Source organism: Parahaliea aestuarii (assembly GCF_008064635.1).
GTDB lineage: Bacteria > Pseudomonadota > Gammaproteobacteria > Pseudomonadales > Halieaceae > Parahaliea > Parahaliea aestuarii.
On the sequence record NZ_VRYZ01000003.1, the window covers coordinates 409,943 to 434,007 of the forward strand.

17 protein-coding genes are annotated in these 24,065 nt (G+C 63.4%); 12 read left to right on the plus strand and 5 right to left on the minus strand.

Features of this window, described 5'->3' with window-relative positions; genetic code table 11:
• Positions 1-94: 94 nt before the first annotated feature.
• The 3 genes from FVW59_RS09155 to FVW59_RS09165 all read right to left on the minus strand — a co-directional run bounded on the left by FVW59_RS09155 (position 95) and on the right by FVW59_RS09165 (position 4,664).
• Positions 95-679, minus strand: coding sequence for an SPOR domain-containing protein (locus FVW59_RS09155; RefSeq protein WP_246139686.1), 585 nt, complete (start codon positions 677-679; stop codon positions 95-97).
• Positions 680-2,365, minus strand: coding sequence for an arginine--tRNA ligase (gene argS, locus FVW59_RS09160; RefSeq protein ID WP_148063941.1), 1,686 nt, complete (start codon positions 2,363-2,365; stop codon positions 680-682).
• Between the two features lie 103 nt (positions 2,366-2,468).
• Positions 2,469-4,664: a primosomal protein N' gene (locus FVW59_RS09165; RefSeq protein ID WP_148063942.1), complete on the minus strand. Its 2,196-nt coding sequence runs from the start codon at positions 4,662-4,664 to the stop codon at positions 2,469-2,471.
• A 199-nt stretch (positions 4,665-4,863) separates the two neighbouring features.
• Here FVW59_RS09165 and rpmE point away from each other — a divergent pair, with 199 nt between their 5' ends.
• Positions 4,864-5,079: a 50S ribosomal protein L31 gene (gene rpmE / locus FVW59_RS09170; protein WP_148063943.1), complete on the plus strand. Its 216-nt coding sequence runs from the start codon at positions 4,864-4,866 to the stop codon at positions 5,077-5,079.
• 174 nt (positions 5,080-5,253) lie between these two features.
• Complete coding sequence (locus FVW59_RS09175) at positions 5,254-6,504, plus strand: malic enzyme-like NAD(P)-binding protein (protein ID WP_148063944.1); 1,251 nt, start codon at positions 5,254-5,256, stop codon at positions 6,502-6,504.
• 31 nt (positions 6,505-6,535) lie between these two features.
• On the opposite strand, the gene FVW59_RS09180 is transcribed toward FVW59_RS09175, so the two are convergent.
• Positions 6,536-8,977 carry a penicillin-binding protein 1A gene (locus FVW59_RS09180; RefSeq protein WP_148063945.1) on the minus strand — a complete coding sequence of 814 codons (2,442 nt, stop codon included), beginning with the start codon at positions 8,975-8,977 and terminating at the stop codon, positions 6,536-6,538.
• Positions 8,978-9,152: 175 nt separating this feature from the next.
• Between FVW59_RS09180 and FVW59_RS09185 the strand changes: the two genes are divergently transcribed.
• From FVW59_RS09185 to hemE, 10 genes are all read left to right on the plus strand, one after another.
• Positions 9,153-10,217 carry a pilus assembly protein PilM gene (locus FVW59_RS09185; protein WP_148063946.1) on the plus strand — a complete coding sequence of 355 codons (1,065 nt, stop codon included), beginning with the start codon at positions 9,153-9,155 and terminating at the stop codon, positions 10,215-10,217.
• Positions 10,217-10,783, plus strand: coding sequence for a PilN domain-containing protein (locus FVW59_RS09190; protein WP_148063947.1), 567 nt, complete (start codon positions 10,217-10,219; stop codon positions 10,781-10,783). The genes FVW59_RS09185 and FVW59_RS09190 overlap by 1 nt, the downstream gene beginning before the upstream one ends.
• Positions 10,784-10,786: 3 nt before the next feature.
• A complete protein-coding gene (locus FVW59_RS09195; protein WP_148063948.1) occupies positions 10,787-11,407 on the plus strand; it encodes a type IV pilus inner membrane component PilO in 621 nt (206 codons plus the stop codon).
• Positions 11,404-11,934 carry a pilus assembly protein PilP gene (locus FVW59_RS09200; protein WP_148063949.1) on the plus strand — a complete coding sequence of 177 codons (531 nt, stop codon included), beginning with the start codon at positions 11,404-11,406 and terminating at the stop codon, positions 11,932-11,934. The genes FVW59_RS09195 and FVW59_RS09200 overlap by 4 nt, the downstream gene beginning before the upstream one ends.
• A 66-nt stretch (positions 11,935-12,000) precedes the next feature.
• On the plus strand, positions 12,001-14,127 hold the full coding sequence (locus FVW59_RS09205) for a type IV pilus secretin PilQ (RefSeq protein WP_148063950.1): 2,127 nt from the start codon (positions 12,001-12,003) through the stop codon (positions 14,125-14,127).
• 22 nt (positions 14,128-14,149) lie between these two features.
• On the plus strand, positions 14,150-14,662 hold the full coding sequence (gene aroK, locus FVW59_RS09210; protein WP_148063951.1) for a shikimate kinase AroK: 513 nt from the start codon (positions 14,150-14,152) through the stop codon (positions 14,660-14,662).
• Positions 14,663-14,738: 76 nt separating this feature from the next.
• Positions 14,739-15,824, plus strand: a complete 1,086-nt coding sequence (aroB, locus tag FVW59_RS09215) for a 3-dehydroquinate synthase (protein ID WP_222711456.1) — start codon at positions 14,739-14,741, stop codon at positions 15,822-15,824.
• 129 nt (positions 15,825-15,953) lie between these two features.
• Positions 15,954-20,396, plus strand: a complete 4,443-nt coding sequence (gene gltB / locus FVW59_RS09220) for a glutamate synthase large subunit (protein ID WP_148063952.1) — start codon at positions 15,954-15,956, stop codon at positions 20,394-20,396.
• A 4-nt stretch (positions 20,397-20,400) separates the two neighbouring features.
• Positions 20,401-21,822: an FAD-dependent oxidoreductase gene (locus FVW59_RS09225; protein WP_148063953.1), complete on the plus strand. Its 1,422-nt coding sequence runs from the start codon at positions 20,401-20,403 to the stop codon at positions 21,820-21,822.
• A gap of 460 nt (positions 21,823-22,282) precedes the next feature.
• The gene (hemE, locus tag FVW59_RS09230; RefSeq protein ID WP_148063954.1) at positions 22,283-23,350 is read left to right on the plus strand and encodes a uroporphyrinogen decarboxylase; all 1,068 of its coding nucleotides are present in this window, start codon (positions 22,283-22,285) and stop codon (positions 23,348-23,350) included.
• A 16-nt stretch (positions 23,351-23,366) separates the two neighbouring features.
• On the opposite strand, the gene rpiA is transcribed toward hemE, so the two are convergent.
• Complete coding sequence (rpiA, locus tag FVW59_RS09235) at positions 23,367-24,041, minus strand: ribose-5-phosphate isomerase RpiA (RefSeq protein WP_148063955.1); 675 nt, start codon at positions 24,039-24,041, stop codon at positions 23,367-23,369.
• Between the last annotated feature and the right edge of the window lie 24 nt (positions 24,042-24,065).

The window sequence follows — 24,065 nt, forward strand, 5'->3', positions numbered from 1 at the left end:
AGGTCGCGCCCGGCCTACGAAGTCCCTATGGAAGTAACATCAAAGCCATTTAGTAACAAACACCAAGCAGTCTAAGGGTTGCAGATGGGGGAATTCACCCTTCCCGTTTAAGCAGCAAGGTATCGATATCCTGCCCCGCCGTCAGGCTTCGCGCCTTGGCCATCTTGCTGCGCGAATCGAAGGGCCCGACAAACACTCGGAACCAGCGGCCATTGTCGGCGCTGGATTCTTCTATTCTCGGCTCCAGGCCCAGCAGCAGCAGTTCCGCCCGGCGCCGGTCGGCGTCCTCCCGCTGGCGGAAAGAACCCGCTTGCAGCAAGTAGACCTCTTTGCTGTTCGCGGTGGTTGTCGCGCGGGGCTGGGCCACCTCGGCAGGTTCCACCTCCACATCGATCGTCTGCTCCGGCAGTACCGTATAGAAGTCGAAGCGCGGTTTCGGTGGGGTCTGGGCGGCCGGTTTGGCGCTGGGTCCAGGTGATGCATTGGCGCTTTCCTCGCCCGGTGCCGGGGGCAGGGTGACCAGGTAGAGGGCCAGGCAGCCCACCACGCCGCTGAGCACGCCGGCGCCGTACCAGCGCCATACCCGCGGCTGTTTATTGCTGGCGGTGCTGCGCCGGCTGGCGGCCGGTTTGCGGCTGGCGCTCTTGCGGGAGCCGCCCCTGGCATAGTCTCGCGCCACTTACATGGACTCCGGCGCCGATACCCCGAGCAGAGCCAGGCCGTTGGCAATGACCTGTTTCACCGCCACTGACAGGGCCAGGCGGGCGTCGCGCAGGGCGGTGTCGTCGTCCAGTACCTTGTGCGCGTTGTAGTAGGTGTGGAAATCGCCGGCCAGTTCCCGCAGGTAGGTGGCCACGGTGTGCGGCTCCGAGTTGCGGGCGGCGTTGGCGACCACTTCCGGGTATTTGTCGAGTTGCTTGAGCAGGGCGGCCTCGTGCTCTTCGCCCAGCCGCTCCAGCTGTGCCAGGCCATCTTCGGCCCGCCACTGGCCGCCGGCCTCTTCCAGTTTGCGCAGCACGCTGCACACCCGGGCGTGGGCGTACTGGATGTAGTAGACCGGGTTGTCGTTGCTCTGGGACAGGGCCAGGTCGATGTCGAAGGTGATCTGGGAGCCGGGGCCCCGGGCTACCAGGAAGTAGCGGGTGGCGTCGCGACCCACCTCGTCGATCAGGTCGCGCAGGGTCACGTAGCTGCCGGCGCGCTTGGAGAGTTTTACCTCCTGGCCGCCGCGCATCACCATCACCATCTGGTGCAGCACGTACTCGGGCCAGCCTTCCGGAATACCGGCGTCGAGGGCCTGCAGGCCGGCGCGCACCCGGGTCACGGTGCTGTGGTGGTCGGCGCCCTGCTCGTTGATCACCCGGCTGAAGCCGCGCTGCCACTTGTTCTGGTGGTAGGCCACGTCGGGCAGGAAGTAGGTGTAGCCGCCCTCGCGTTTGCGCATCACGCGGTCTTTGTCGTCGCCGAAGTCGGTGGTGCGCAGCCACAGCGCGCCGTCCTGCTCGTAGGTGTGGCCCTTTGCAATCAGGTTCTCAACGGTCTTTTCCACGGCCCCGGACTGGTACAGGGAGGACTCCAGGAAGTAGACGTCGAAGTGCACGCCGAAGGCCTTGAGGTCCAGGTCCTGCTCGCGGCGCAGGTAGGCCACGGCGAAATCGCGGATGGCGTCGAGGTCGTCGGCATCGGCGGCACCGGTGACGTGGCGGTCCTCGGCGTCGATCTTCTCGCCGGCCATGTAGGCGCTAGCCACATCCTTTATATAGTCGCCGCGGTAGCCGTCCTCGGGCCAGTTGGCGTCATCCGGGCCGAGGCCTTTGCAGCGCGCCTGCACCGACAGGGCGAGGTTGCTGATCTGGGCGCCGGCGTCGTTGTAGTAGAACTCGCTGGAGACGTCCCAGCCGGTGGCGGCCAGCAGGCGGCACAGGCTGTCGCCCACCGCGGCGCCGCGGCCGTGGCCCACGTGCAGGGGGCCGGTGGGATTGGCGGAGACAAATTCCACCTGCACCTTGCGGCCTTCGCCCTCGTTGCTGCAGCCAAAGCGCTCCCCCTGCTCAAGGATGCGCTGCACCACCGCCAGGCTGCTGGCCTCGGACAGGAAGAAGTTGATAAAGCCGGGGCCGGCGACCTCGGTGGCTTTGACAAAACCGGCCGCGGGCAGGGCGGCGCAGATCAGCCCCGCCAGTTCGCGCGGGTTCTTGCCGGCGGCCTTGGCCAGGGTCAGGGCGACGTTGGAGGCCAGGTCGCCGTGGGCCGGGTCGCGGGTGCGGTCGATCTGGATGTCGGGAGTCGTGTCGGCGGGCAGTACGCCCTGCGCCTGCAGCGCATCCAGGGCCTGTTGGATCAGCGCGGAGAGTTCTTGCTTCATTGCAGCGGGATGTGAGCCTGTTGTTCGGTGAATGGCGCGCTGGGCGCGGCCGGGGCCGGCTATTATCGCTGCAAGCGCCCGGCTTGGCCACCGCCGCTCGCGCTCAGGTTTCGCTGGGGTCGACGTCGATCGACCAGTTGAGCCCCCCGCTTCTGGGCAGGCCCTCCGCCAGGGCCACCAGTTGCGCGGCGGCAGCCCGGGCTGCGGGGCGGCTCCGGGCCAGTACCAGTAGCTGGCTGCGGTAGCGGCCCTGGCGCCGGGGCATTGGCGAGGGCAGGGGGCCGATCAACTGGCACTGCGCCTGCGGTGCCTGTTCAAAGGCCCGGCGCAGCGCGGCGAGGAAGTGCTCGCCGGCCTCGGCATCGGTGGCGTCGGTGCGCAGCATCAGCATCTGCCCACAGGGTGGCAGGCCCAGCTCGCGGCGTTGCTGTAAAAGCTGGCGGGCCTGTTCGGCATAGCTCAATTGCAAGAGGGACTGCAGAGCAGGGTGGTCGGGGTGGTGGGTTTGCAGGATGACAGTGCCGGGCTGGTCGGCCCTGCCGGCACGGCCCGCCACCTGGGTCAGCAACTGGGCCATGCGCTCCTCGCCGCGGAAGTCGGCGCTGAACAGCAGGCCGTCGGCGTCCAGCACTGCCACCAGGGTCACCCCGGGAAAGTGGTGGCCCTTGGTCAGCATCTGGGTGCCCAGCAGGATACAGGGCTGGCCGCGATTCACTTCATCGGACAGCGCCTGCATCGCGTCCCGGCCGCGCATCGAGTCGCTGTCGACCCGGTACACCGGCCAGTGGGCAAAGCGCTCGCGCAGGTAGGCTTCTGCCTGTTCGGTGCCGACGCCGCTGGTGAGCAGCTGCCGGCTGTGACATTCGGGGCAGGTCGGAGGCAGGGGGCGGCTGGCCTCGCAGTGGTGGCAGCGCAACCGGCGCTGGCGCAGGTGTACCGTGAGGCGGGCGTCGCAGGCGTTGCAGTCGGCCACCCAGCCACAGTCGTGGCACTGCAGGCTCGGGGCGAAGCCGCGGCGGTTGAGAAACAGCAGCGTCTGCTGCCCCTGCTTCAGTGTGGCCTCGATGCGCTGGGTCAGCGGTTCAGACAGGCTGGCCTGCAGCGGCAGGTGTCGCACATCGAGGGCCTGCAGCGTTGGCAGCTGCGCGCTGCCGGCGCGCCGGGGCAGGTGGTGGTGCTGATAGCGACCGTCGAGGGCGTTGTGCAGACTTTCCAGTGAGGGGGTCGCGCTGCCGAGCACGACGGGGCAGTCGGCCAGTTGGGCGCGTTTCACGGCGAGGTCGCGCGCCGAGTAGCGGAATCCGTCCTGCTGTTTATAGGAGGCGTCGTGTTCTTCGTCGACCACAATCAGGCCGGGATTGGCCAGTGGCGCGAAGATCGCCGAGCGGGTGCCGATGACAATATGGGCGCGGCCGGCGGCGGCCGCCTCCCAGTCGCGGTAGCGTGCGCCCTCTGCCAGCCCCGAGTGCAGCACCACGATGTCGGCATCGAAGCGCGCCTGGAAGCGGGCCAGGGTCTGGGGCCCGAGGCCTATCTCCGGCACCAGCACCAGGGCCTGCTGGCCGCGCTGCAGGCAGCCGGCGATTAATTGCAGGTAGACCTCGGTCTTGCCGCTGCCGGTTACGCCCTCCAGCAGGTGGCAGCCAAAGCGGCCGGCGCTGCTGGCTATGCTGTCCAGGGCGGCCTGTTGGTCGTCGTTGAGCGCCAGGCCGGGGTTAGTGCGGGCTTCACGCAGCGGGGGCGCAATGCGACAGCGCTCGGCCAGCCCTTTTTCCTCCAGTGCGCGCAGTACCGCGCTGCTGATGCCGGCCTGCTTGAACTCCTCCGCGCTGACGGCCGCTGTGGCCTGCAGTGCGGCCAGTGCCTGAGCCTGTTTTGGTGAGCGCGGCAGGGCGCCCTCTGGCAGGCCCATGCCACGGCGGCTGAGTCGCCAGGCTTTGGTGGAGCCCGTTTCGCGGGGTTTGCCCAGGCGCAACTGTCGCGGCAGTGCCGCGGTAAATACTTCCCCCGCGGGGTGCTGGTAGTAGTCCGCCGCCCAGTTGCACAGCTGCAGGATGTCGCCGGCCAGCACCGGGTTGTCGTCCAGCAGGGCGGTAGCGGGCTTGAGCTGGCTCTCCGGAAGTGCCGAGCCGTCCCTGACTGCAAGGAGTACCCCCACCAGTTCCCGCCGGCCAAAGGGTACCCGCAGGCGCTGGCCGGGTTGCAGTTGCTGCAGCTGTGCGCCGCTGATGTCCGCGGGAGGCAGGTAGTCGAAGAGGCGCCGCAGGGGGGTGGGCAGGGCCAGCTGGAGTACGGTCATTGCGCCCCTGGGGGTCTGTTTGGCGGTGTGGATCGGACTGTGGCGCGGGATTGTAACAAATCCCCGGGCGGGCTTGCTTCTGGGCAAAGCTCTGGTAAGATGCCCGCCTATTTTTTGACCGGTGCGCCTTGGCCACCGGAGCCCAGGTACGGTGCCCGGCGAGAGACCGGGTGGCGGTACCGATATCCAGGAGAGAACCATGCAAGCTGACATTCACCCCAAGTATGAAGCAGTGACGGCAACCTGCAGCTGCGGCAACCAGATCCAGACCCGCTCCACCCTGTGCGCGGATCTGCACATCGACGTATGCTCCCAGTGTCACCCCTTCTTCACCGGCAAGCAGAAGATTGTCGACAGCGGCGGCCGCGTCGATCGCTTCAAGAAGCGTTTCGGCAGCCGCGGCGCCAAGCGCTAACAGCTCCGAAAGCTTTCCAGAAACGCCGGCTAACCGCCGGCGTTTTTGTTTCTGGCGCAGGTGTAACGCAGCGCCGGGATGCGTCAAGGTGAAGTTTGTCCGCTTGTCGGCATATGTCCTTTTCTATATGCTCGATTGCCCCTGATCACCTGCCTCCAGAAGCGGAATACCGCCATGACACACGACTTCCGACAAGCGGCGTTGGACTATCACGCCGAACCTGTCCCCGGGAAAATCAGCATCGAGCTGACCAAGCCCGCCGAAACCCAGCTCGACCTTTCGCTGGCCTACAGCCCGGGTGTGGCGGAACCCTGCCGCGAAATTGCCGAGAACGCCGAAAATGCCTACCGCTACACCGGTAAGGGTAATCTGGTTGCCGTGATCAGTAACGGCACCGCAGTGCTGGGGCTCGGTAATCTGGGGGCGCTGGCCAGCAAGCCGGTGATGGAAGGCAAGGCCCTGCTGTTCAAGCGCTTTGCCGGCATCAACTCGGTCGATATCGAGGTGGACACCGAGGATGCGGACGAATTTATCGACACTGTGGCGCGCATCGCCGACACCTTCGGGGGGATCAACCTCGAGGACATCAAGGCCCCCGAGTGCTTTGAAATTGAAGCTGCGCTGATCGAGCGCTGCGACATCCCGGTGTTCCACGACGACCAGCACGGCACCGCCATCGTGACCGCCGCCGGCATGATCAATGCGCTTGAAATTCAGGGCAAGCGGCTCGAGGACGCGGTGATTACCTGCCTCGGTGCCGGCGCCGCGGCAATCGCCTGCATGCGCTTGCTGGTAAGCCTGGGTGCCCGCCAGGAAAATATCTACATGCTCGACCGCCGGGGTGTGATCTACGCCGGGCGCGAGGGCGTCAACGCCTACAAGCGCGAGTTCGCCAATCGCACTGACAAGCGCAGCCTGTCAGACGCCATGAAGGGCGCCGATGTCTTTGTCGGCCTGTCGGGTGCCAACCTGCTCAGCGCCGAGATGCTGAAGTCCATGGCCCCGCGGCCGGTGGTGTTTGCCTGCTCCAACCCCGATCCGGAGATCGACCCGGAACTGGCGCAGGCAACGCGCGACGATGTCATCATCGCCACCGGGCGTTCGGACTACCCGAACCAGGTCAACAACGTGCTGGGCTTTCCCTTCATCTTCCGCGGCGCCCTGGATGTGCGCGCCAGCGCTATCAACGAAGACATGAAGGCAGCCGCGGTGCGGGCACTGTGTGACCTGGCCAAGGAGCCGGTATCAGCCGAAGTCCTGAAGGCCTGCGGCCTGGAGTCGCTGTCCTTCGGCGCTGATTACATCATTCCCAAACCCATGGACTCGCGCCTGTTGACCCGCATTGCCCCGGCTGTTGCCCAGGCGGCGGTGGACAGCGGGGTGGCCCGGCGCCCACTGCCGGCGAACTACAGCCCCGGCCTGTAAGGCGTATTGGTCGGGCTCGATGCCCGGCGCCTCAGAAAATATCCCTGATCAGGTCCTCGGTACCGCGGGTACCGGGGGCGGCATCGCCGCCCTGGGCTGGATCGGTCGGCACCTTCTCTTCCCGGAAGTACTCGAATACCGCACCCTGTTGGCCGGGCGCTGCCAGCTGGCCTGAATCCGGGTCGATGCGCACCCGCACAATGCCGGGCGGCAGTGGGCGCGGCTGGTCCGGGCTGTCCCTGAGTGCCACCTTCATGTATTCGATCCAGATTGGCAGGGCCGCGGTGCCGCCAAACTCGCGCCGACCGAGCGGCGTGTATTGGTCGAAGCCCACCCAGGCGGTCGTGACCACATCGCGGTTGTAGCCGGAGAACCAGGCGTCCATGGGGCCGTTGGTGGTGCCGGTCTTGCCGGCGAGATCCTTGCGCTCCAGGGCCAGGGCGCGACGCCCTGTGCCCTGGGTGATCACGTCCTGCAGGATGCTGTTGATGATGTAATTGACGCGCTCGTCCATGACGCGCTCCGCCCGCGGCGGGGCCTGGTCCTGTTGGGCGAGGATTTCCTCCATGCTCAACTCTTCGCCACCACTGTCGGCCGCCGCTTCCTGGCGGCAGTCGCGACACACTGTGGGCGGCCTGGCTCTGTAGATGGTTTCGCCATTCAGGTCGTCGATGCGCTGAATCAGGTGGGGTGTAATGCCGTAGCCGCCATTGGCGAGTACGGCGTATGCTGCCGCAATCTGCAGCGGGCTGGCGGTCTGGGTGCCCAGGGCCAGGGACAGGTTGGGTGGATACTCACTGGCGTCGAAGCCAAAGCGTCCGATATAGGCCAGCAGATTGTCGACCCCCAGCTGCTGCAGCAGGCGAATGGAAACCAGGTTGCGCGATTTGGTCAGCGCCCAGCGCAGGCGGGTGGGACCGTAGAATTTGCCGCTGTCGTTTTCGGGGCGCCACATGCCCTCCAGTGAACTGTCGTCCACCACCACCGGGGCGTCGTTGACCAGGCTGGCGGCGGTGAAGCCATTGTCCAGGGCGGCGCTGTAGAGGAAGGGCTTGAAGTTGGAGCCCGGCTGGCGCTGTGCCTGCGTGGCCCGGTTGAACTTGCTGTCTTCAAAGCCCATACCGCCCACGACGCTGAGTATGGCGCCGTTGTCCGGGTCGAGTGACACCAGCGCCGCCTGCACGGCTGGCACCTGGGTCAGGTGCCAGGCACCTTCGTCATCTTCCGTTACCCGGATCAGGTCACCGACGGCTACTACGTCGCCGGGCTTTTGCGGTGCCCGTCCGCGGGCGTTCTCGCTCAGGTAGGGGCTTGCCTGTTTCAGGCCGTTCTCCCAGGGAATGTCGGCGCTGCGTTTGTCGGCCAGCAGGAAGGTAATACTGTCGTCACGCACTTCGATGACCACAGCGGCCCGCAGGCCGGCCACCGTGGGCGTGTCCCGCAGGGCGGCAACCCAGGTGGCCTGCATCTCGGCAATTTCTTCCGGGCTGTTGGTGGCCGGGGGCATCTGACGTTCGGGGCCGCGGTAACCGTGGCGCTTGTCGTAGGTAATCAGCCCGTTGATCACCGCCTGTTGCGCCACCTGCTGCAACTCGGAGCTGATGGTGGTGTAAACCTGGAAGCCGTCGTTGTAGGCGGCGATGCCGTAGCGGTCGAGCATTTCCTGACGGGCCATCTCGGCGGCGTAGTGGGCGGCAAAGCTGAGCTGGGCACCGTGATGGGCGGCGCTAATTGGCTCGCTCAGGGCGCTGCGGTAGGCGCTGTCATCGATATAGCCCAACTGCTGCATGCGACCGAGGATCCAGTTGCGGCGCTCCAGGCCGGCGTCGGGGCCGCTGATCGGGTTGTTGCGCGAGGGCGCTTTGGGGATGCCCGCCAGCATGGCGTGCTGGGCGAGACTGAGCTGGTCGATGGCCTTGCCGTAGTAGACATGGGAGGCCGCTTCAAAACCGTAGGCCCGGTGACCGAGAAACACCCGGTTGAAATAAAGCTCGAAAATTTCCTGCTTGTTAAGTCGGCGCTCGATTTCGATGGCAAGCAGGATTTCATTGAACTTGCGAAGAAAGGTACGCTCCAGGGTAAGGAAGTAATTGCGCGCTACCTGCATGGTGAGCGTGCTGCCGCCAGAGCCTTTCTCGCCGGTGAGCAGCAGCTCCGAGACGGCGCGCATCAGGCCCATCAGGTCGATGCCCTGGTGGTGGAAGAAGTTGTCGTCTTCCGCCGCCAGCAGGGCATTGATGAACTGCGGCGGGATGGCGTCGAAGGGCAGGGGGCTGCGCTTTTGCTCGCCGAACTGGCCAATCAGGTCGCCCTCCCGGGTGTACACCCGCATCGGCGTTTGCAGTTTGACGTCGCGCAGGGTTTCTACGTCCGGGAGGTTCGGGCTCAGATAGAGGTAGACCCCGGCCAGTACCCAAACGGCTCCGAGCGATGACAGCGTGAAAATACGCAATAAAAAGCGGAGGAACTTCATTTATCCCTTTACAAAACAGTGGCTTGTATTACTGTAATCGGAAACAGGGGCGGGCCGGTTGGTAATTATAAGCTTTTTTTCGCTTTCGATTACACAGAGGCCTATGTTATATCTATCAATTAATGTATCGGTGCAGAATAAAAAGCTAAGTTAATGATACTGATAGGAAAATAAATTGTTCGGTATTTTGGGGAAGAGAAAAACAGCGCCGGTGCTGGGGTTGGATATCAGTTCAACCACAGTGAAGCTGTTGGAGCTTAGCTACGCCGGTGGTCGCTACCGGGTTGAAAGCTATGCGGTCAGCTCGCTGGCACAGGATGCTGTGATCGAGAAGAACGTCAACGATATCGATGGCGTCTCCAATGCCATTCGTAATGTCGTTGCCCAGTCCCGCACCAAACTCAAGACCGTTGCCGCCGCAGTGGCGGGGTCCTCCGTCATCACCAAGGTTATTGACATGCCGGACGGTCTGTCAGACGACGAGATGGAAACCCAGCTGACCCTGGAGGCGGACCAGTACATCCCCTATCCCCTGGACGAAGTGGCCATCGACTTCGAAGTACAGGGACCCTCCCCGGATCGCACTAACCAGGTCGAGGTGCTGCTGGCAGCCTGCCGGCGCGAGACCATCGATTCCCGGGTAGAGGCTATCGAAGGCGCAGACTTGAGCGCGCGGATAATGGACGTCGAAGCCTATGCCATGGAGCGCGCCTATTCGCTGATCCGCGGCAACCTGGATATCGACGAAGACAGCACGGTCGCAGTGGTGGATATCGGCGCCACGATGACGACCCTGAGCGTGCTCAACCGCGGGCAGACCATTTATACCCGCGAGCAGCTGTTCGGCGGCAAGCAGCTCACTGACGAAATCATGCGCCGCTACGGCTTGCCGCTGGAAGAGGCCGGGCTGGCCAAGAAGCAGGGCGGCCTGCCGGACGACTACGAGTCGGAAGTGCTGGAACCCTTCAAGGATGCGGTTGTGCAGCAGGTTGCCCGCTCGCTGCAATTCTTCTTTTCCTCCAGCCAGTACAACGACGTCGACTACATCATCCTGGCTGGCGGTGTGGCCTCGATGGAGGGGCTGGCGGATGTGGTGCAGGACAAGCTCGGTACACCCGCGGCGGTGGCCAACCCCTTCGCGGACATGAGTATCTCCTCCCGCGTCAATGCGGTGGCACTGGGCAGCGACGCCCCGGCCATGATGATTGCCTGCGGGCTGGCGCTGCGGAGTTTTGACTGATGGCGCAGATTAACCTCCTGCCATGGCGCGACGAGCGGCGCCAGGAACTGAAGAAAGAGTTCCTGACCATTCTCGCCATTGTGCTCGCTGTTGCAGTCGGTCTGGTGATCCTGGCGGATCGGGTGGTCAACAGCCAGATAGACAACCAGCAGGCGCGCAACAACTACCTCAGCGAGAATATCCGCGATCTGGACAAGAAGGTCGCCGAGATCCAGGAACTCCAGCGCAAACGCAATCAGCTGCTGGAGCGGATGCGGGTCATCCAGGAACTGCAGGGCAACCGCCCCATTATCGTCCGCATTCTCGATCAACTGGTTCGCACCGTACCCGATGGCGTGTTCTACACCAGCCTCGATGCCAGGGAGAAGACCATTACCATCAGCGGTGTGGCGGAATCCAATAACCGGGTGTCCAGCCTGATGCGCCGTCTCGACGCCTCGGACTGGCTGGCCGAACCCAATCTGGACCAGGTAAAAGCCGCGCCGCAGTACGGTGACCAGGCCAATACCTTCAATCTGACGGTGAAAGTACAGCTTCCCCAGTCGGAACAGGATGCGGGGGGCTAGGCCATGGCATTTGAAGACAGCATGCGCTCCCTCCGGGAGTTCGACCTCGCCGACCTGGATGTCGACAACATCGGGTCCTGGCCCGGTGTTATCAAATTCATCCTCTGTACGCTGGTTCTGGTTCTGGTGCTGGTCGGTGGCTATTATTACCACATTCAGGACCTGCGCAATCAGCTGGCGAGCGAGCAGGGCAAGGAAGTTGAGCTCAAGCAGGAATACGAGAAAAAGGCCTTTCAGGCTGCCAATCTCGATGCCTATCGCAAGCAGATGGTGGAAATGGAGGAAACCTTTGGTGCGCTGGTAGCCCAGCTGCCCAGTGATACCGAAGTGCCCGGGCTGCTGGAGGACATCACCAACAAGGGGCTGCTGAACGGCCTGGAAATCGCCAGTATCGTGCTGCAGAACGAGCAGGCCCGCGAGTTCTATATTGAATTGCCCATCGCCATCCAGGCCACCGGTTCCTATCACGACCTCGGCGCCTTTATCAGCGGCATGGCGGGATTGCCGCGCATCGTGACGTTGCACGATTTCAGCATCAAGGCCCCCAACGCCAATACCAATCGTCTCAGCATGAGTATTGTCGCCAAGACCTATCGCTACAAGGATGGGGAGGGTGCGCAATGAACCGGCTTGTATCGCGCGCTGCGCTTTGCTTGCTGCCGGCTTTGCTGGCAGGGTGTGGCAACAGCAATTTCTCCGACCTCGAAGCGTTTATGGCGGAAAAACGCGCTCGCCCCGGTGGTGTGATTGCGCCGATTCCGACTTTCAAGGCCTACGAGGCTTTCGCCTATAGTGCCACCGCCATGCGCAGCCCCTTTGATCGCCCGATTGAAGTCCGGGATCTGGAGCAGTTGCAGGCTATTGCGGCAGTGAAACCGGACGATAACCGCCCCAAGGAGTTTCTGGAGCAGTTCACTTTCGACTCCCTGCAAATGGTGGGAACCCTGGAGCGCGGTGGCACCGAGTGGACCCTGGTGCGCGATCCGGAAGGCGGTATTCACCGGGTAACGCTGGGTGATTATCTGGGGCGCAACCACGGCAAGGTAGTGGAAATGACAGATACCTATGTTGCCGTAGTCGAGATCGTCAGCGATGGCACAGAAGACGGCTGGGTTGAAAGGCCGCGTACCATCGAGATGAGCGGCATCTAGGCCGGGGGCAATCAGCTGATGTATGCCATGTTGAGAATAACAGAGACGTTGGGGAAGAAAGCCGTGATGAAAGGAAGAGCGAGGACTGCAAACCGGTTGCGGGCATTGGTGGCCACCGTGTTCGTTGCCTGTTTCGCCCAGGTCGCGCAGGCGGGTCCAACGGTTACCGACATTGAATTCAGTTCGCGCCCGGGCAGCATGTTTGAGATTCGCCTGGGCTTCGATGGCACTCCTCCCGCAATGGAGGCCTACACCATCGAAAAGCCGGCGCGTATCGCGGTCGATTTCCCCGCCACCAAGAGTGCCCTGGAGCGCAAGCGCTATTCCCTGAACTACGGCAATGCCACCGGCGTGGTGGTTCTGGAATCCGGTGATCGCACCCGCATGGTGGTCAATCTGGTGACTCTGGTGCCTTATTCCACCCGGGTGGAAGGCAATGACCTTTACCTCGTGGTCGGTGAAAGCGGCGGGGATGAGTACGTCAAGCAGGCGACGGATCCCACGCGCCTGCCGACCAAGGTCGAGTCCGTAAACAAGGTGGAATCCGAGATTACCGATCTGCAATTCCGCCGTACCGCCGACGGCGAGGGCCGCCTGACTCTGCAGCTCAGCAATCCCAGCGTCGATGTCAATGTGTTCAGCGAGAGCGGGGACGTAAAGGTCCAGTTTCTTGATACCAACGTGCCCGAGCGGCTGGTGCGTCGCTACGATGTGACCGATTTTGCAACGCCGGTACAGCGTGTCGACGTAAATACCACTGCGCGCGGCGCCGAGCTGGTGTTGAAAACCGCGGCCGATTCCGACTATCTCGCCTATCAGACCGACAATCAGTACGTTATCAGCGTCAAGCAGCTGAGCAAGAAGGAGCTTGAAGATCGGCGCGACGAATTCAACTATGTTGGCGAACGCATCTCCCTGAATTTCCAGGATATCGAAGTGCGGGCTGTGCTGCAGTTGATCGCCGATTTTACCGAGCTGAACCTGGTGGCCAGCGACACGGTCAGTGGTCGCATCACCCTGCGCCTGCAGAATGTGCCATGGGACCAGGCACTGGAGCTGGTGTTGAAGACCAAGGGTCTGGACAAGCGGCAGGTGGGCAATGTCCTGATGGTGGCGCCGGCGGCGGAAATTGCCGAGCGCGAGCGCCAGGAGATTGAAGCCAACAAGCAGATTGCCGAGCTGGCGCCGCTGCAGAGCGAGTTTATCCGCATTCGCTACGCCAGCGCTGCCGAGGTGGTGAAGCTGTTCCAGGCGGGAGCCGAGGAGGGCGGGCAGCTGATTTCCGACCGCGGTTCCGTGGTGGTGGATCCGCGTACCAATTCGCTGATCATTACCGAGACTGCTGCCAAGCTGGCAGATATGCGCAGCCTTATAGAGCTGGTGGATATCCCGATCCGCCAGGTGATGATTGAGTCGCGCATCGTGATCGCCCAGTCCGACCTCGAAGAAGAGCTGGGTATCGAGTGGGGCGGCGCCTACCTGGATCCGGATCACAATGGTAATATCATCTCGATCTCCGGTGATGCCCAGAACACCTTTGACCTGAACAACTCGGTGATCAACGGCACCCAGCCGGCGCCGACCTTCCCGGGTGCCCTGGCGGTGGACCTGGGGGTGGCCAGTCCGACCGGCAGTTTTGCGGTGGGCTTTACCAGCAACGACCTGTTCCTGACCGCCGAGCTGAGCGCGCTGGAATCGGCCGGCAAGGGTGAGGTGGTGTCCCAGCCGAAAGTGATCACCGGCGACAAGCAGCAGGCCACCATCAAATCCGGTTCGGAAATTCCCTATCAGGAATCCGCCGGCCAGTCCGGTGCGACCACAGTGTCATTCAAGGAGGCGGTGCTGAAGCTGGATGTAACGCCGAATATCACGCCGGATGACCGCATACTGCTCGACCTTGTGATCAACCAGGACTCTGTTGGCGACCTGGTGCCGAGCGGCCAGAATGGCGGCTTCATCCCCTCAATCGACACGACGGAGTTGACTACCCAGGTACTGGTGGGCAATGGTGAAACGGTGGTGCTGGGTGGCGTGTTCCGGACCGAGGATCTCGAGTCGGTGACCAAGGTGCCCTTCTTTGGCGATCTGCCCTATGTTGGCGCCCTGTTCCGCAATACATCGACCTCCAAAACCAAGACAGAAACGCTCATTTTCATCACCCCGCGGATTCTGGCAGATACCCTGCTCGACTGATGCGGAGCGCGACCCGGTTGTAATGTCAGTTCTACAGCGCGTATTCCTGGTCGGCCCCATGGGGGCCGGCAAATCCACCATCGGCAAGTATCTGGCCCAGCACCTCAAGCTGGGCTTTGCCGATACCGATACGGAGATCGAGGCCCGAACCGGCGCCGACATCCCGTGGATTTTTGACGTGGAGGGCGAGGAGGGCTTTCGCGACCGCGAGCAGCAAGTGGTCGAGGAAATGACCCTGTGGGACAACATGGTCCTCGCCACGGGCGGCGGCGTGGTACAGCGGGCGGAAAATCGCCGCGCGCTGGGTTCCCGCGGCTTTGTCATCTACCTGCACGCCACCATCGAAGAGCAGGTGCGCCGCACCCGCAAGGATCGCCGCCGCCCGCTGCTGCAGAAAGGCAACCCGGAGGAGGTGCTGCGCCAGCTGATGGCGGTGCGCGACCCGCTGTACCGGGAGATCGCGGATCACGTGATCGATACGGACGGCTGCAGCCCGCGCACGGTAGCCCAGCGCCTGGTGCAGGAGCTGCAATAGGCCCGCGGGGCCACTGCAGACAATCCACACCCCCGGCGCTATGATGTGCGCCCACTGAACACCGCTGGAGTCCGTCGTGATTGCCCACACCCTGCATGTCGACCTGGGAGAGCGCAGCTACCCGATCTATATCGGCCGGGACCTGTTTTCCAGCCCGGAGCTGCTGGCGCGGCATATCGCGGGCAGGCAGGTGGTGCTGGTCAGCAATGACACTGTGGCACCGCTGTATTCATCGCGCCTGCTGGCGGCGCTGGGCGGCTTCTCCCGCGTCACCGAGGTGATACTGCCCGACGGTGAGCAGCACAAGACCCTGGCGACGCTGAACCATATTTTCGACCGACTGCTGCAAGAGGGCCACAACCGCAGCACCACCCTGATTGCCCTCGGCGGCGGCGTGGTGGGCGACATGACCGGGTTTGCCGCGGCCTGTTACCAGCGCGGTGTGGATTTCATCCAGGTGCCGACGACCCTGCTGTCCCAGGTGGACTCCTCCGTGGGCGGTAAAACCGGCGTTAACCACCCCCTCGGCAAGAACATGATCGGCGCCTTCTACCAGCCACAGGCAGTTTTGATCGATACCGATACCCTGCATACCCTGCCGCCGCGGGAACTGGCCGCCGGGCTGGCGGAGGTGTTGAAGTACGGTTTGATTTGCGAGAGCAACTTCTATGCCTGGCTGAAGGACAATATGGCCCGCTTGCTGGCGCGGGAAGAGGCCGCCCTGGCCGAGGCCATCGAGCGCAGCTGCGCGGCCAAGGCCGCGGTGGTGGCGGCGGATGAGCGCGAAGGCGGATTGCGGGCCATTCTCAATCTCGGCCATACCTTCGGCCATGCTATCGAGACCCACCAGGGTTACGGCCGGTGGTTGCACGGCGAAGCCGTTGCCGCTGGCATGGTGCTTGCTGCGCGTCTTTCGGCGGCGCGCGGCTGGATCAGCGCCGGGGAGGTGGAAGAGCTGGTGGCCTTGCTGGGCAGCATGAAATTGCCGGTGGAGCCGCCTGCAGACATGTCGCTGGAGGACTTTCGCAGCCTGATGGCGCGGGACAAGAAAGTACTGGATGGTCGCCTGAGACTCGTACTATTGCGGGAAATCGGTGCCGCCGCAGTGGTGGATGATGTCACCGATAGTGAGCTGGAAAGCCTGCTGATGACCGCCAGATAGTTACCTGAGCAACGTTTGTTCGCCTATGGGCATCTGTGTAAAATAGCTCCCCCTTTTCGCCCCAGCACTGCGAAAGCCTGGGGCACTGCCGTATAACTGTCTGTTTTTACTAATTATTTTGGACTGACTATGAGCGCAGGCCTGTATAGACCTGAGGAATTCCGCGACAACTGCGGATTCGGATTGATCGCCCATACCTCTGGCGATGCGAGTCATCGCCTGTTGCAGACGGCGATTGAGTCCCTGACCTGCATGACTCACCGCGGCGGGATCGCCGCCGATGGCAAGACCGGGGACGGCTGCGGCCTGCTGATGCAGATGCCGGCGCAGTTCATGCGAATCCTGTCACAGGAGTCCTTTGGCGTGGAGCCGGGCGACAACTTCGCCGTGGGCCAGATTTTCCTCAGCACCAATGAGGAGCGCGCCGCCGCCGCTCGCGCCGCCATGGAGCAGGCCGTCACTGACCAGGGGCTCGCCGTGCTGGGCTGGCGGGTAGTACCCACCGACAGCAGTGTCTGTGGCGAGATTGCGCTGTCCACCCTGCCGGTGATCGAACAAATCTTCATCGATGCGCCGGGCCTGAGTGACGACGAGTTGTCCACCCGTCTGTTTGTCGCCCGTCGCAAGGCGGAAATCGCCACGGTTGACGACCCGGAGTTCTATATTTGCAGCCTGTCCGGCCGGGTCATTGCCTACAAAGGCCTGGTGATGCCGGTGGATCTGCCGCGCTTCTATCACGATCTGGACGATGCGCGCCTGGAAACCGCCATTTGCGTTTTCCACCAGCGTTTTTCCACCAATACCAGCCCCAAGTGGCCGCTGGCCCAGCCCTTCCGCCTGCTGGCGCACAATGGCGAGATCAACACCATCGAGGGCAACCGCAACTGGGCAGATGCCCGCGCCGCCCTGTTCGAAACCGAGAAGCTGCCCAACATCGGCGAGATTGCACCGCTGGTGAATCGCACGGGCTCCGACTCATCCAGCCTCGACAACATGCTGGACGCGCTGCTGACCGGCGGCGTGGATATGCCCCGCGCCCTGCGCATGCTGATTCCGCCGGCCTGGCAGAACATCGAATCGATGGACCCGGACCTCAAGGCCTTCTACGAATACCACTCCATGCACATGGAGCCCTGGGATGGCCCCGCCGGTATCGTACTGACGGACGGTCGCTACGCGGTGTGCCTGCTGGACCGCAACGGCCTGCGCCCGGCGCGCTGGGTAAAAACCACCGACGGCTTCATCACGCTCGCCTCCGAAGTTGGCACCCATGACTACAAGGCTGAGGACGTGATGGCCAAGGGGCGCGTGGGCCCCGGCCAGATCCTGATGGTGGACACCCACACCGGCGAGCTGCTGCAGTCTGAGGAAATCGACAACCGCCTGAAGAATCGCTTCCCCTACAAAAAGTGGCTGAAAGAGCATTCCTACCGCATCGAGGGCACCTTCGGCGGCGAGCTGACTCCCGGCATCGAGCCGGAAAAGCTCGACAGCTATATGAAAATGTTCCAGGTGACCTTTGAGGAGCGCGACCAGGTGCTGCGCCCGCTGGCGGAGTCCGGCAATGAGGCGGTGGGCTCCATGGGCGACGATACGCCGATGGCGGTACTGTCCCTGCAGCAGCGTTCCCTCTACGACTACTTCCGGCAGAAGTTCGCCCAGGTGACCAACCCGCCGATCGATCCGCTGCGGGAAACCATTGTGATGTCGCTGGAGACCGATCTCGGCTCCGAGAAAAACGTTTTCCACGAGGGTCCGGAGCACGCCGACCGCATCATCCTCTCCTCGCCGGTGTTGTCCCAGGGCAAATTCAACACGCTGCTGCAGCTGGACCGCCCGGGCTTTGCCGTGGCGGATATCGACGCCACCTACAATCCGGCGGAGACCTCACTGCAACAGGCGGTAGCGGACCTCAACGCCGCCGCCGAGCAGGCCGTACTCGACGGCAAGACGGTGCTGATCCTGTCGGATCGCAATATCGCGCCGGAGCGTCTGCCCATCCACAGCCTGATGGCAACTGGTGCGGTGCATCACTACCTGATCGAGAAGGGCCTGCGCTGCGACGCCAACCTCGTCATCGAGACGGCCAGCGCCCGCGATTCCCACCAGATTGCCTGTCTGCTCGGTTTCGGCGCCACCGCGGTGTATCCCTACATGGCCTACACCGTGCTGGAAGACCTGATCCGCGACGGCGAACTGCTGGGCGAGCCGAGCGCCTGCTTCAAGAACTACCGCAAAGGCGTCAATAAGGGTTTGCTGAAGATCATGTCCAAGATGGGCATTTCCGCGGTGGCCTCCTATCGTGGCGCCCAGCTGTTTGAGGCGGTCGGCCTCGCCAGCGAGGTGGTCGATGTCGCCTTCCGTGGTGTCGCATCGCGCATTCAGGGCGCCGGTTTCGCGGAACTGGAAGATGACCAGAAGTGGCTGGCGAAACTGGCCTGGAACAAGCGCAAGCCGATCCAGCAGGGTGGCCTGCTCAAGTATGTGCACGGCCAGGAGTACCACGCCTTCAACCCGGATGTGGTTACCACCCTGCAGCAGGCGGTGGCCAGCGGTGACTATGTCACCTACCAGCGCTACGCGAAACTGGTCAACGAGCGCCCGGTGGCGACTATTCGGGATCTGCTGAAGCCGGTGGAAGCCGCTGAAGCACTGGCGCTGGATGCCGTCGAGTCGGTGGAGAGCATCCTGCCCCGCTTTGACTCCGCGGGGATGTCCCTCGGCGCCCTGAGTCCGGAGGCCCACGAAGCCCTGGCGGCTGCCATGAACCGCATCGGCGCGCGCTCCAACTCCGGTGAGGGCGGTGAAGACCCGGCGCGTTACGGCACCGAACGGGTGTCGAAAATCAAGCAGATCGCTTCCGGCCGCTTCGGTGTCACCCCGCACTACCTGGTCAATGCGGAAGTGCTGCAGATCAAGGTGGCCCAGGGCGCCAAGCCCGGCGAGGGCGGCCAGCTGCCGGGTGGCAAGGTCAACGGACTGATCGCCCGCCTGCGCTACTCGGTACCGGGCGTCACCCTGATTTCGCCACCGCCCCATCACGATATCTATTCCATCGAGGATCTGGCCCAGCTGATTTTCGACCTCAAGCAGGTCAACCCCGACGCCCTGGTGTCGGTGAAGCTGGTGTCCGAGCCCGGCGTTGGCACGATTGCCGCGGGCGTGGCCAAGGCCTACGCGGATCTGATTACCATTTCCGGCTATGACGGCGGCACCGCGGCCAGCCCGCTCACCTCCATCCGCTATGCCGGCTCCCCCTGGGAACTGGGGCTGGCCGAAGTGCAGCAGACCCTGCGCGGCAACCGGTTGCGCGGCAACATCCGCCTGCAGACCGACGGCGGGCTCAAGACCGGCCTGGACGTGATCAAGGCGGCCATTCTCGGCGCCGAGAGTTTCGGCTTCGGTACCACGCCGATGGTGGCGCTGGGCTGCAAGTACCTGCGCATCTGCCACCTGAACAACTGCGCCACCGGCGTTGCCACCCAGAATGAAAAACTGCGCGACGAACACTTCCAGGGCACGGTGGAGATGGTGGTGAACTTCTTCACCTTCATCGCCATGGAAACCCGCGAGTGGTTGGCGAAACTGGGTGTCGCCTCCCTGGAACAGCTGATCGGCCGTACCGACCTGCTGGAGCGCCTGCCGGGCACCACGGCAAAACACAATCGCCTGGATCTCAGTCCCATCCTGCACAAGGATCCGGCTTCGGCCGACCAGCCGGAATTCTGCCAGGTGGAATCAAACGATCCCTTCGATCGCGGCGAGAAGGCCGAGCAGATGGTGGCGGCGGCCCTGCCCGCCATCGAGGCCTGCAGTGGCGGAGAGTTCACCTTCAAGGTGACCAACTGCGATCGCTCCATCGGCGCCCGCCTGTCCGGCGAGATCGCCCGGCGCTACGGCAACACCGATATGGAAGCGAATCCGCTCGTGTTGCGGCTCACTGGTACTGCCGGCCAGAGTTTTGGCGTGTGGAACGCCGGCGGCCTGCATATGTACCTGGAAGGCGACTCCAATGACTACGTGGGCAAGGGCATGGCCGGCGGCAAGCTGGTTGTCTACCCGCCCAAAGGTGTCCAGTTCAAATCCCGCGAATCGGTGATTATCGGCAACACCTGCCTCTATGGCGCCACCGGCGGCAAGCTGTTCGCGGCAGGCATTGCCGGCGAGCGTTTCGCCGTGCGCAACTCCGGTGCCCATGCCGTGGTAGAAGGCGCCGGCGATCACTGCTGTGAGTACATGACCGGCGGCAACATCACCGTGCTCGGCTCTACCGGGGTCAACTTCGGTGCCGGCATGACCGGTGGATTCGCCTACGTGCTGGACCTGGATCGCAGTTTCATTGACAAATACAACAGCGAACTGGTGGAAATCCACCGCGTCAACGCGGAGCACATGGAAGCCTATCGCTACCACCTGCGCAACAACATCCAGGAGTTCACCGAGGAAACCGGTTCCGAATGGGGCGCCGAGTTGCTGGAGAACTTCGAGGACTATGTCGGAAAATTCTGGCTGGTGAAACCCAAGGCCGCCGACCTCGACCGCCTGCTGTCGCGCCTGCGCAATACGGATTAAGGTTATGACTGAGCGTTTGTCCAACCACTTCCAGTTCATCGATGTCGGCCGTAACGACCCCGACAAAAAGCCGCTGGAAGCACGCAAGACGGAATACGTCGAAATCTACGAGTCCTACTCCAGCGAGCAGGTGGCGGAGCAGTCCCACCGCTGCCTGGAGTGCGGCAACCCCTACTGTGAATGGAAGTGCCCGGTGCACAACTTCATTCCCAACTGGCTCAAGCTGGTGGCGGAGGGCAACCTGTTCGAGGCGGCGGAACTCAGCCACCAGACCAATACCCTGCCGGAAGTCTGCGGCCGGGTGTGCCCCCAGGACCGCCTGTGCGAGGGCGCCTGCACCCTGAATGACGGCTTCGGCGCGGTCACCATCGGCTCCTCCGAAAAGTACATCACCGACACCGCCCTCGCCATGGGCTGGCGTCCGGACCTGTCCCACGTCGTCGCCACCGGCAAGAAGGTCGCCATCATCGGGGCCGGCCCCGCGGGCCTCGGCTGTGCCGATGTGCTGACCCGCGCCGGCGTGAAGGCAGTCGTCTATGATCGCTACCCCGAAATCGGTGGCCTGCTGACCTTCGGTATCCCCGAGTTCAAGCTGGAAAAGAGCGTGATGGTGCGCCGCCGCGAGGTATTCGAAGGCATGGGCATCGAGTTCCGCCTCAATACCGACGTGGGCACCGATGTCACCATGGATGAGCTGATGGCCGAGTACGACGCGGTCTTCCTCGGCATGGGCACCTACACCTACATGCGCGGCGGCTTCCCCGGTGAAAACCTGCCCGGCGTCTACGAGGCCCTGCCCTACCTGGTTGGCAACGTGAACAACAATCTCGGCTTCGAGCAGGATGCGGACGCCTTCGTCAACCTGAAAGGCAAGCGCGTTGTGGTCCTCGGCGGCGGCGACACTGCGATGGACTGTGTGCGCACCGCTGTGCGTCAGCAGGCCGAGCACGTTATCTGCGCCTATCGCCGCGACGAGGAAAACATGCCCGGCTCCCGCCGCGAGGTGAAAAACGCCCGCGAGGAAGGCGTCGAGTTCCTGTTCAACCGCCAGCCCATCGAGGTCGTCGAGTACTTCGGCCAGGCCTGTGGCGTGAAGATGGTGGAGACGCAACTGGGCGAACCGGACGAGGGCGGCCGCCGCCGGCCAGAACCGATTCCCGGGTCCGAGCAGGTGCTGGAGGCGGACGCGGTGATCATCGCTTTCGGTTTCCAGCCGAGCCCGCCGGAGTGGCTGGCCGACATCGGCGTCGAACTGAACGACTGGCGCGGCATCGTGGCCCCGGAAGAGCAGGAGTTCGCCTTCCAGACGACCAACCCGAAGGTGTTTGCCGGCGGCGATATGGTGCGTGGCTCCGACCTGGTGGTGACGGCGATCTGGGAAGGGCGGCAGGCGGCCGAGGGGATTCTGGACTACCTCGAAGTTTGATTGCTGCAATACAATTCCGAGTACTTGGCACTGAGTAGTACGGTGCCGGTGCATGGAGGGGCTTCGACGCCCGGTACCAGCACGAGCAGGGGCCTGCCGCGACACGCCGCGAGTACGTCCATGTAGGCTCGTATTCGGCATCCATGCCTCATACGGTCGCTTCAGGCCCCTCCTCGCACTGATACCTCCGGTTTCGCGTACAATCTGGTCCGGGCTTCGATCTACTTGTGCCAGCACTGACCGGGTACCTGGAATTACGCTCATGAAGAGGTGTCAGTGGGCGGAGAAGGCTGAAGCGACTGTGTGAGACATGGATGTCGAGCACAAGCCCCCATGGATGGGTTCACGGCGTGTCGCGGCAGCCTTCTGCGCCTGCTGGCACCGAGCGACGAAGTCCCCCAACTGGCCCACAAGGAAGTAATAACAAGGCCAATAACGAAACTAGCGATCTGGATACCCCGTGACCGAACTTAAAAACGACCGTTTTCTCCGCGCCCTGATGCGCCAGCCCGTAGACAGGACGCCCATCTGGATGATGCGCCAGGCCGGTCGCTACCTGCCCGAATACCGCGCCACCCGCGCCCAGGCCGGCTCCTTCCTGGATCTCTGCAAGAACGCCGAGCTCGCCTGCGAAGTGACTATGCAGCCCCTGCGCCGCTACCCCATGGACGCCGCCATCCTGTTCTCCGACATCCTCACCGTGCCCGATGCGCTGGGGCTAGGTCTGTACTTCGAGGAAGGTGAAGGCCCGCGTTTTTGCAAGACCGTGCGCAGTGAGGAAGACCTTGCCGCACTGAACGACATCAAGGCCGCGGACGACCTCTCCTATGTGATGAATGCCGTGAGCACCATTCGCCGGGAGCTCAACGGCGCTGTGCCGCTGATCGGTTTTTCCGGCAGCCCCTGGACACTGGCCACCTACATGGTGGAGGGCGGTTCCTCGAAGGACTTCCGTCGCATCAAGGCGATGGCCTACGACCAGCCGCAGTTGATGCACGCCCTGTTGGCGCTGCTGGCCGACGCCGTCGCCGACTACCTCACCGAGCAGGTAAAGGCCGGTGCCCAGGCCCTGCAGATTTTTGATACCTGGGGCGGCAGCCTGAGCGCGGCGGGGTACAAGGAGTTTTCCCTCAAATACATGCAGCGCATCATTGCGCGCCTGCCCAATGAGCACGAGGGCCGGCCGGTGCCGGTGATTGTGTTCACCAAGGGTGGCGGGCAGTGGTTGCCGGCGATCGCCGGCTGCGGCGCCCAGGCGGTGGGCATCGACTGGACCACGGACATTGCCCTCGCGCGCGAGCAGGTGGGTGACCGGGTGGCCCTGCAGGGCAACATGGATCCGGCCATGCTGTACGCCTCACCGGCACGGATTCGCGAGGAAGTGGCGGGGATTCTGGCCGGCTTCGGCCACGGTACGGGCCACGTGTTCAATCTCGGCCACGGAATCACGCCGGAGGTGAATCCGGATCACGTCACCGCCTTTGTGGATGCGGTACAGGAATTGTCACCCCAGTATCACCAGGGCTGAGCGCGGCCCCTTTCTTTTATTCCGCCCTCAGGGTTTCCACGCCAGCGCTCGTTCCCAGCAGCAGCACATCGGCCGGGCGCAGGGCGAACAGGCCGTTGGTGACGACGCCGGTAATGCCGTTGATTTTCTGTTCGGTAGCCAGAGGCTGGGTGATGGGGAAGTTGTGCACGTCGAGGATGATGTTGCCGTTGTCGGTGACAAATCCCTCGCGGTAGACCGGGTCGCCCCCCAGCTTGACCAGCTCCCGCGCCACGTGACCGCGGGCCATGGGGATCACCTCCACCGGCAGGGGAAAGTCGCCGAGGGTGTGCACCAGTTTGCTCTCATCGGCGATGCAGATGAACTCCCGGGCTACAGCCGCCACGATTTTTTCCCGTGTCAGCGCGCCGCCGCCGCCCTTGATCAGCTGCAGGGCGCGATTGCTCTCATCGGCCCCGTCGATATAGAAATCGACCTGGTCGACGGCGTTCAGGTCATACACCGGGATGCCGTGCCTGCGCAGGCGTTCGGCTGAGGCTTCGGAGCTGGAGACGGTGGCGCCGATACGCCCCTTGATGGCCGCCAGGGCGTCGATGAACAGGTTGGCGGTGGAGCCGGTGCCGATGCCCAGAATCGTATCGTCTTCCAGTCGGGGCTCGATATAGGCGAGGGCGGCGTCAGCCACGGCCTGCTTCAGTTCGTCCTGGGTCATTGCGACTCTCCTGCGGGGTGGGGG

What these genes read in the sequence shown, in the direction of transcription:
- FVW59_RS09165 (WP_148063942.1), bottom strand. Translation starts at nt 4,664, where the DNA reads ATGACCGTACTCCAGCTGGCCCTGCCCACCCCCCTGCGGCGCCTCTTC.
- FVW59_RS09195 (WP_148063948.1), top strand. Translation starts at nt 10,787, where the DNA reads ATGGCATTTGAAGACAGCATGCGCTCCCTCCGGGAGTTCGACCTCGCC.
- FVW59_RS09180 (WP_148063945.1), bottom strand. Translation starts at nt 8,977, where the DNA reads ATGAAGTTCCTCCGCTTTTTATTGCGTATTTTCACGCTGTCATCGCTC.
- FVW59_RS09190 (WP_148063947.1), top strand. Translation starts at nt 10,217, where the DNA reads ATGGCGCAGATTAACCTCCTGCCATGGCGCGACGAGCGGCGCCAGGAA.
- FVW59_RS09175 (WP_148063944.1), top strand. Translation starts at nt 5,254, where the DNA reads ATGACACACGACTTCCGACAAGCGGCGTTGGACTATCACGCCGAACCT.
- rpiA (WP_148063955.1), bottom strand. Translation starts at nt 24,041, where the DNA reads ATGACCCAGGACGAACTGAAGCAGGCCGTGGCTGACGCCGCCCTCGCC.
- aroK (WP_148063951.1), top strand. Translation starts at nt 14,150, where the DNA reads ATGTCAGTTCTACAGCGCGTATTCCTGGTCGGCCCCATGGGGGCCGGC.
- gltB (WP_148063952.1), top strand. Translation starts at nt 15,954, where the DNA reads ATGAGCGCAGGCCTGTATAGACCTGAGGAATTCCGCGACAACTGCGGA.
- FVW59_RS09200 (WP_148063949.1), top strand. Translation starts at nt 11,404, where the DNA reads ATGAACCGGCTTGTATCGCGCGCTGCGCTTTGCTTGCTGCCGGCTTTG.
- FVW59_RS09225 (WP_148063953.1), top strand. Translation starts at nt 20,401, where the DNA reads ATGACTGAGCGTTTGTCCAACCACTTCCAGTTCATCGATGTCGGCCGT.
- argS (WP_148063941.1), bottom strand. Translation starts at nt 2,365, where the DNA reads ATGAAGCAAGAACTCTCCGCGCTGATCCAACAGGCCCTGGATGCGCTG.
- FVW59_RS09205 (WP_148063950.1), top strand. Translation starts at nt 12,001, where the DNA reads ATGAAAGGAAGAGCGAGGACTGCAAACCGGTTGCGGGCATTGGTGGCC.
- rpmE (WP_148063943.1), top strand. Translation starts at nt 4,864, where the DNA reads ATGCAAGCTGACATTCACCCCAAGTATGAAGCAGTGACGGCAACCTGC.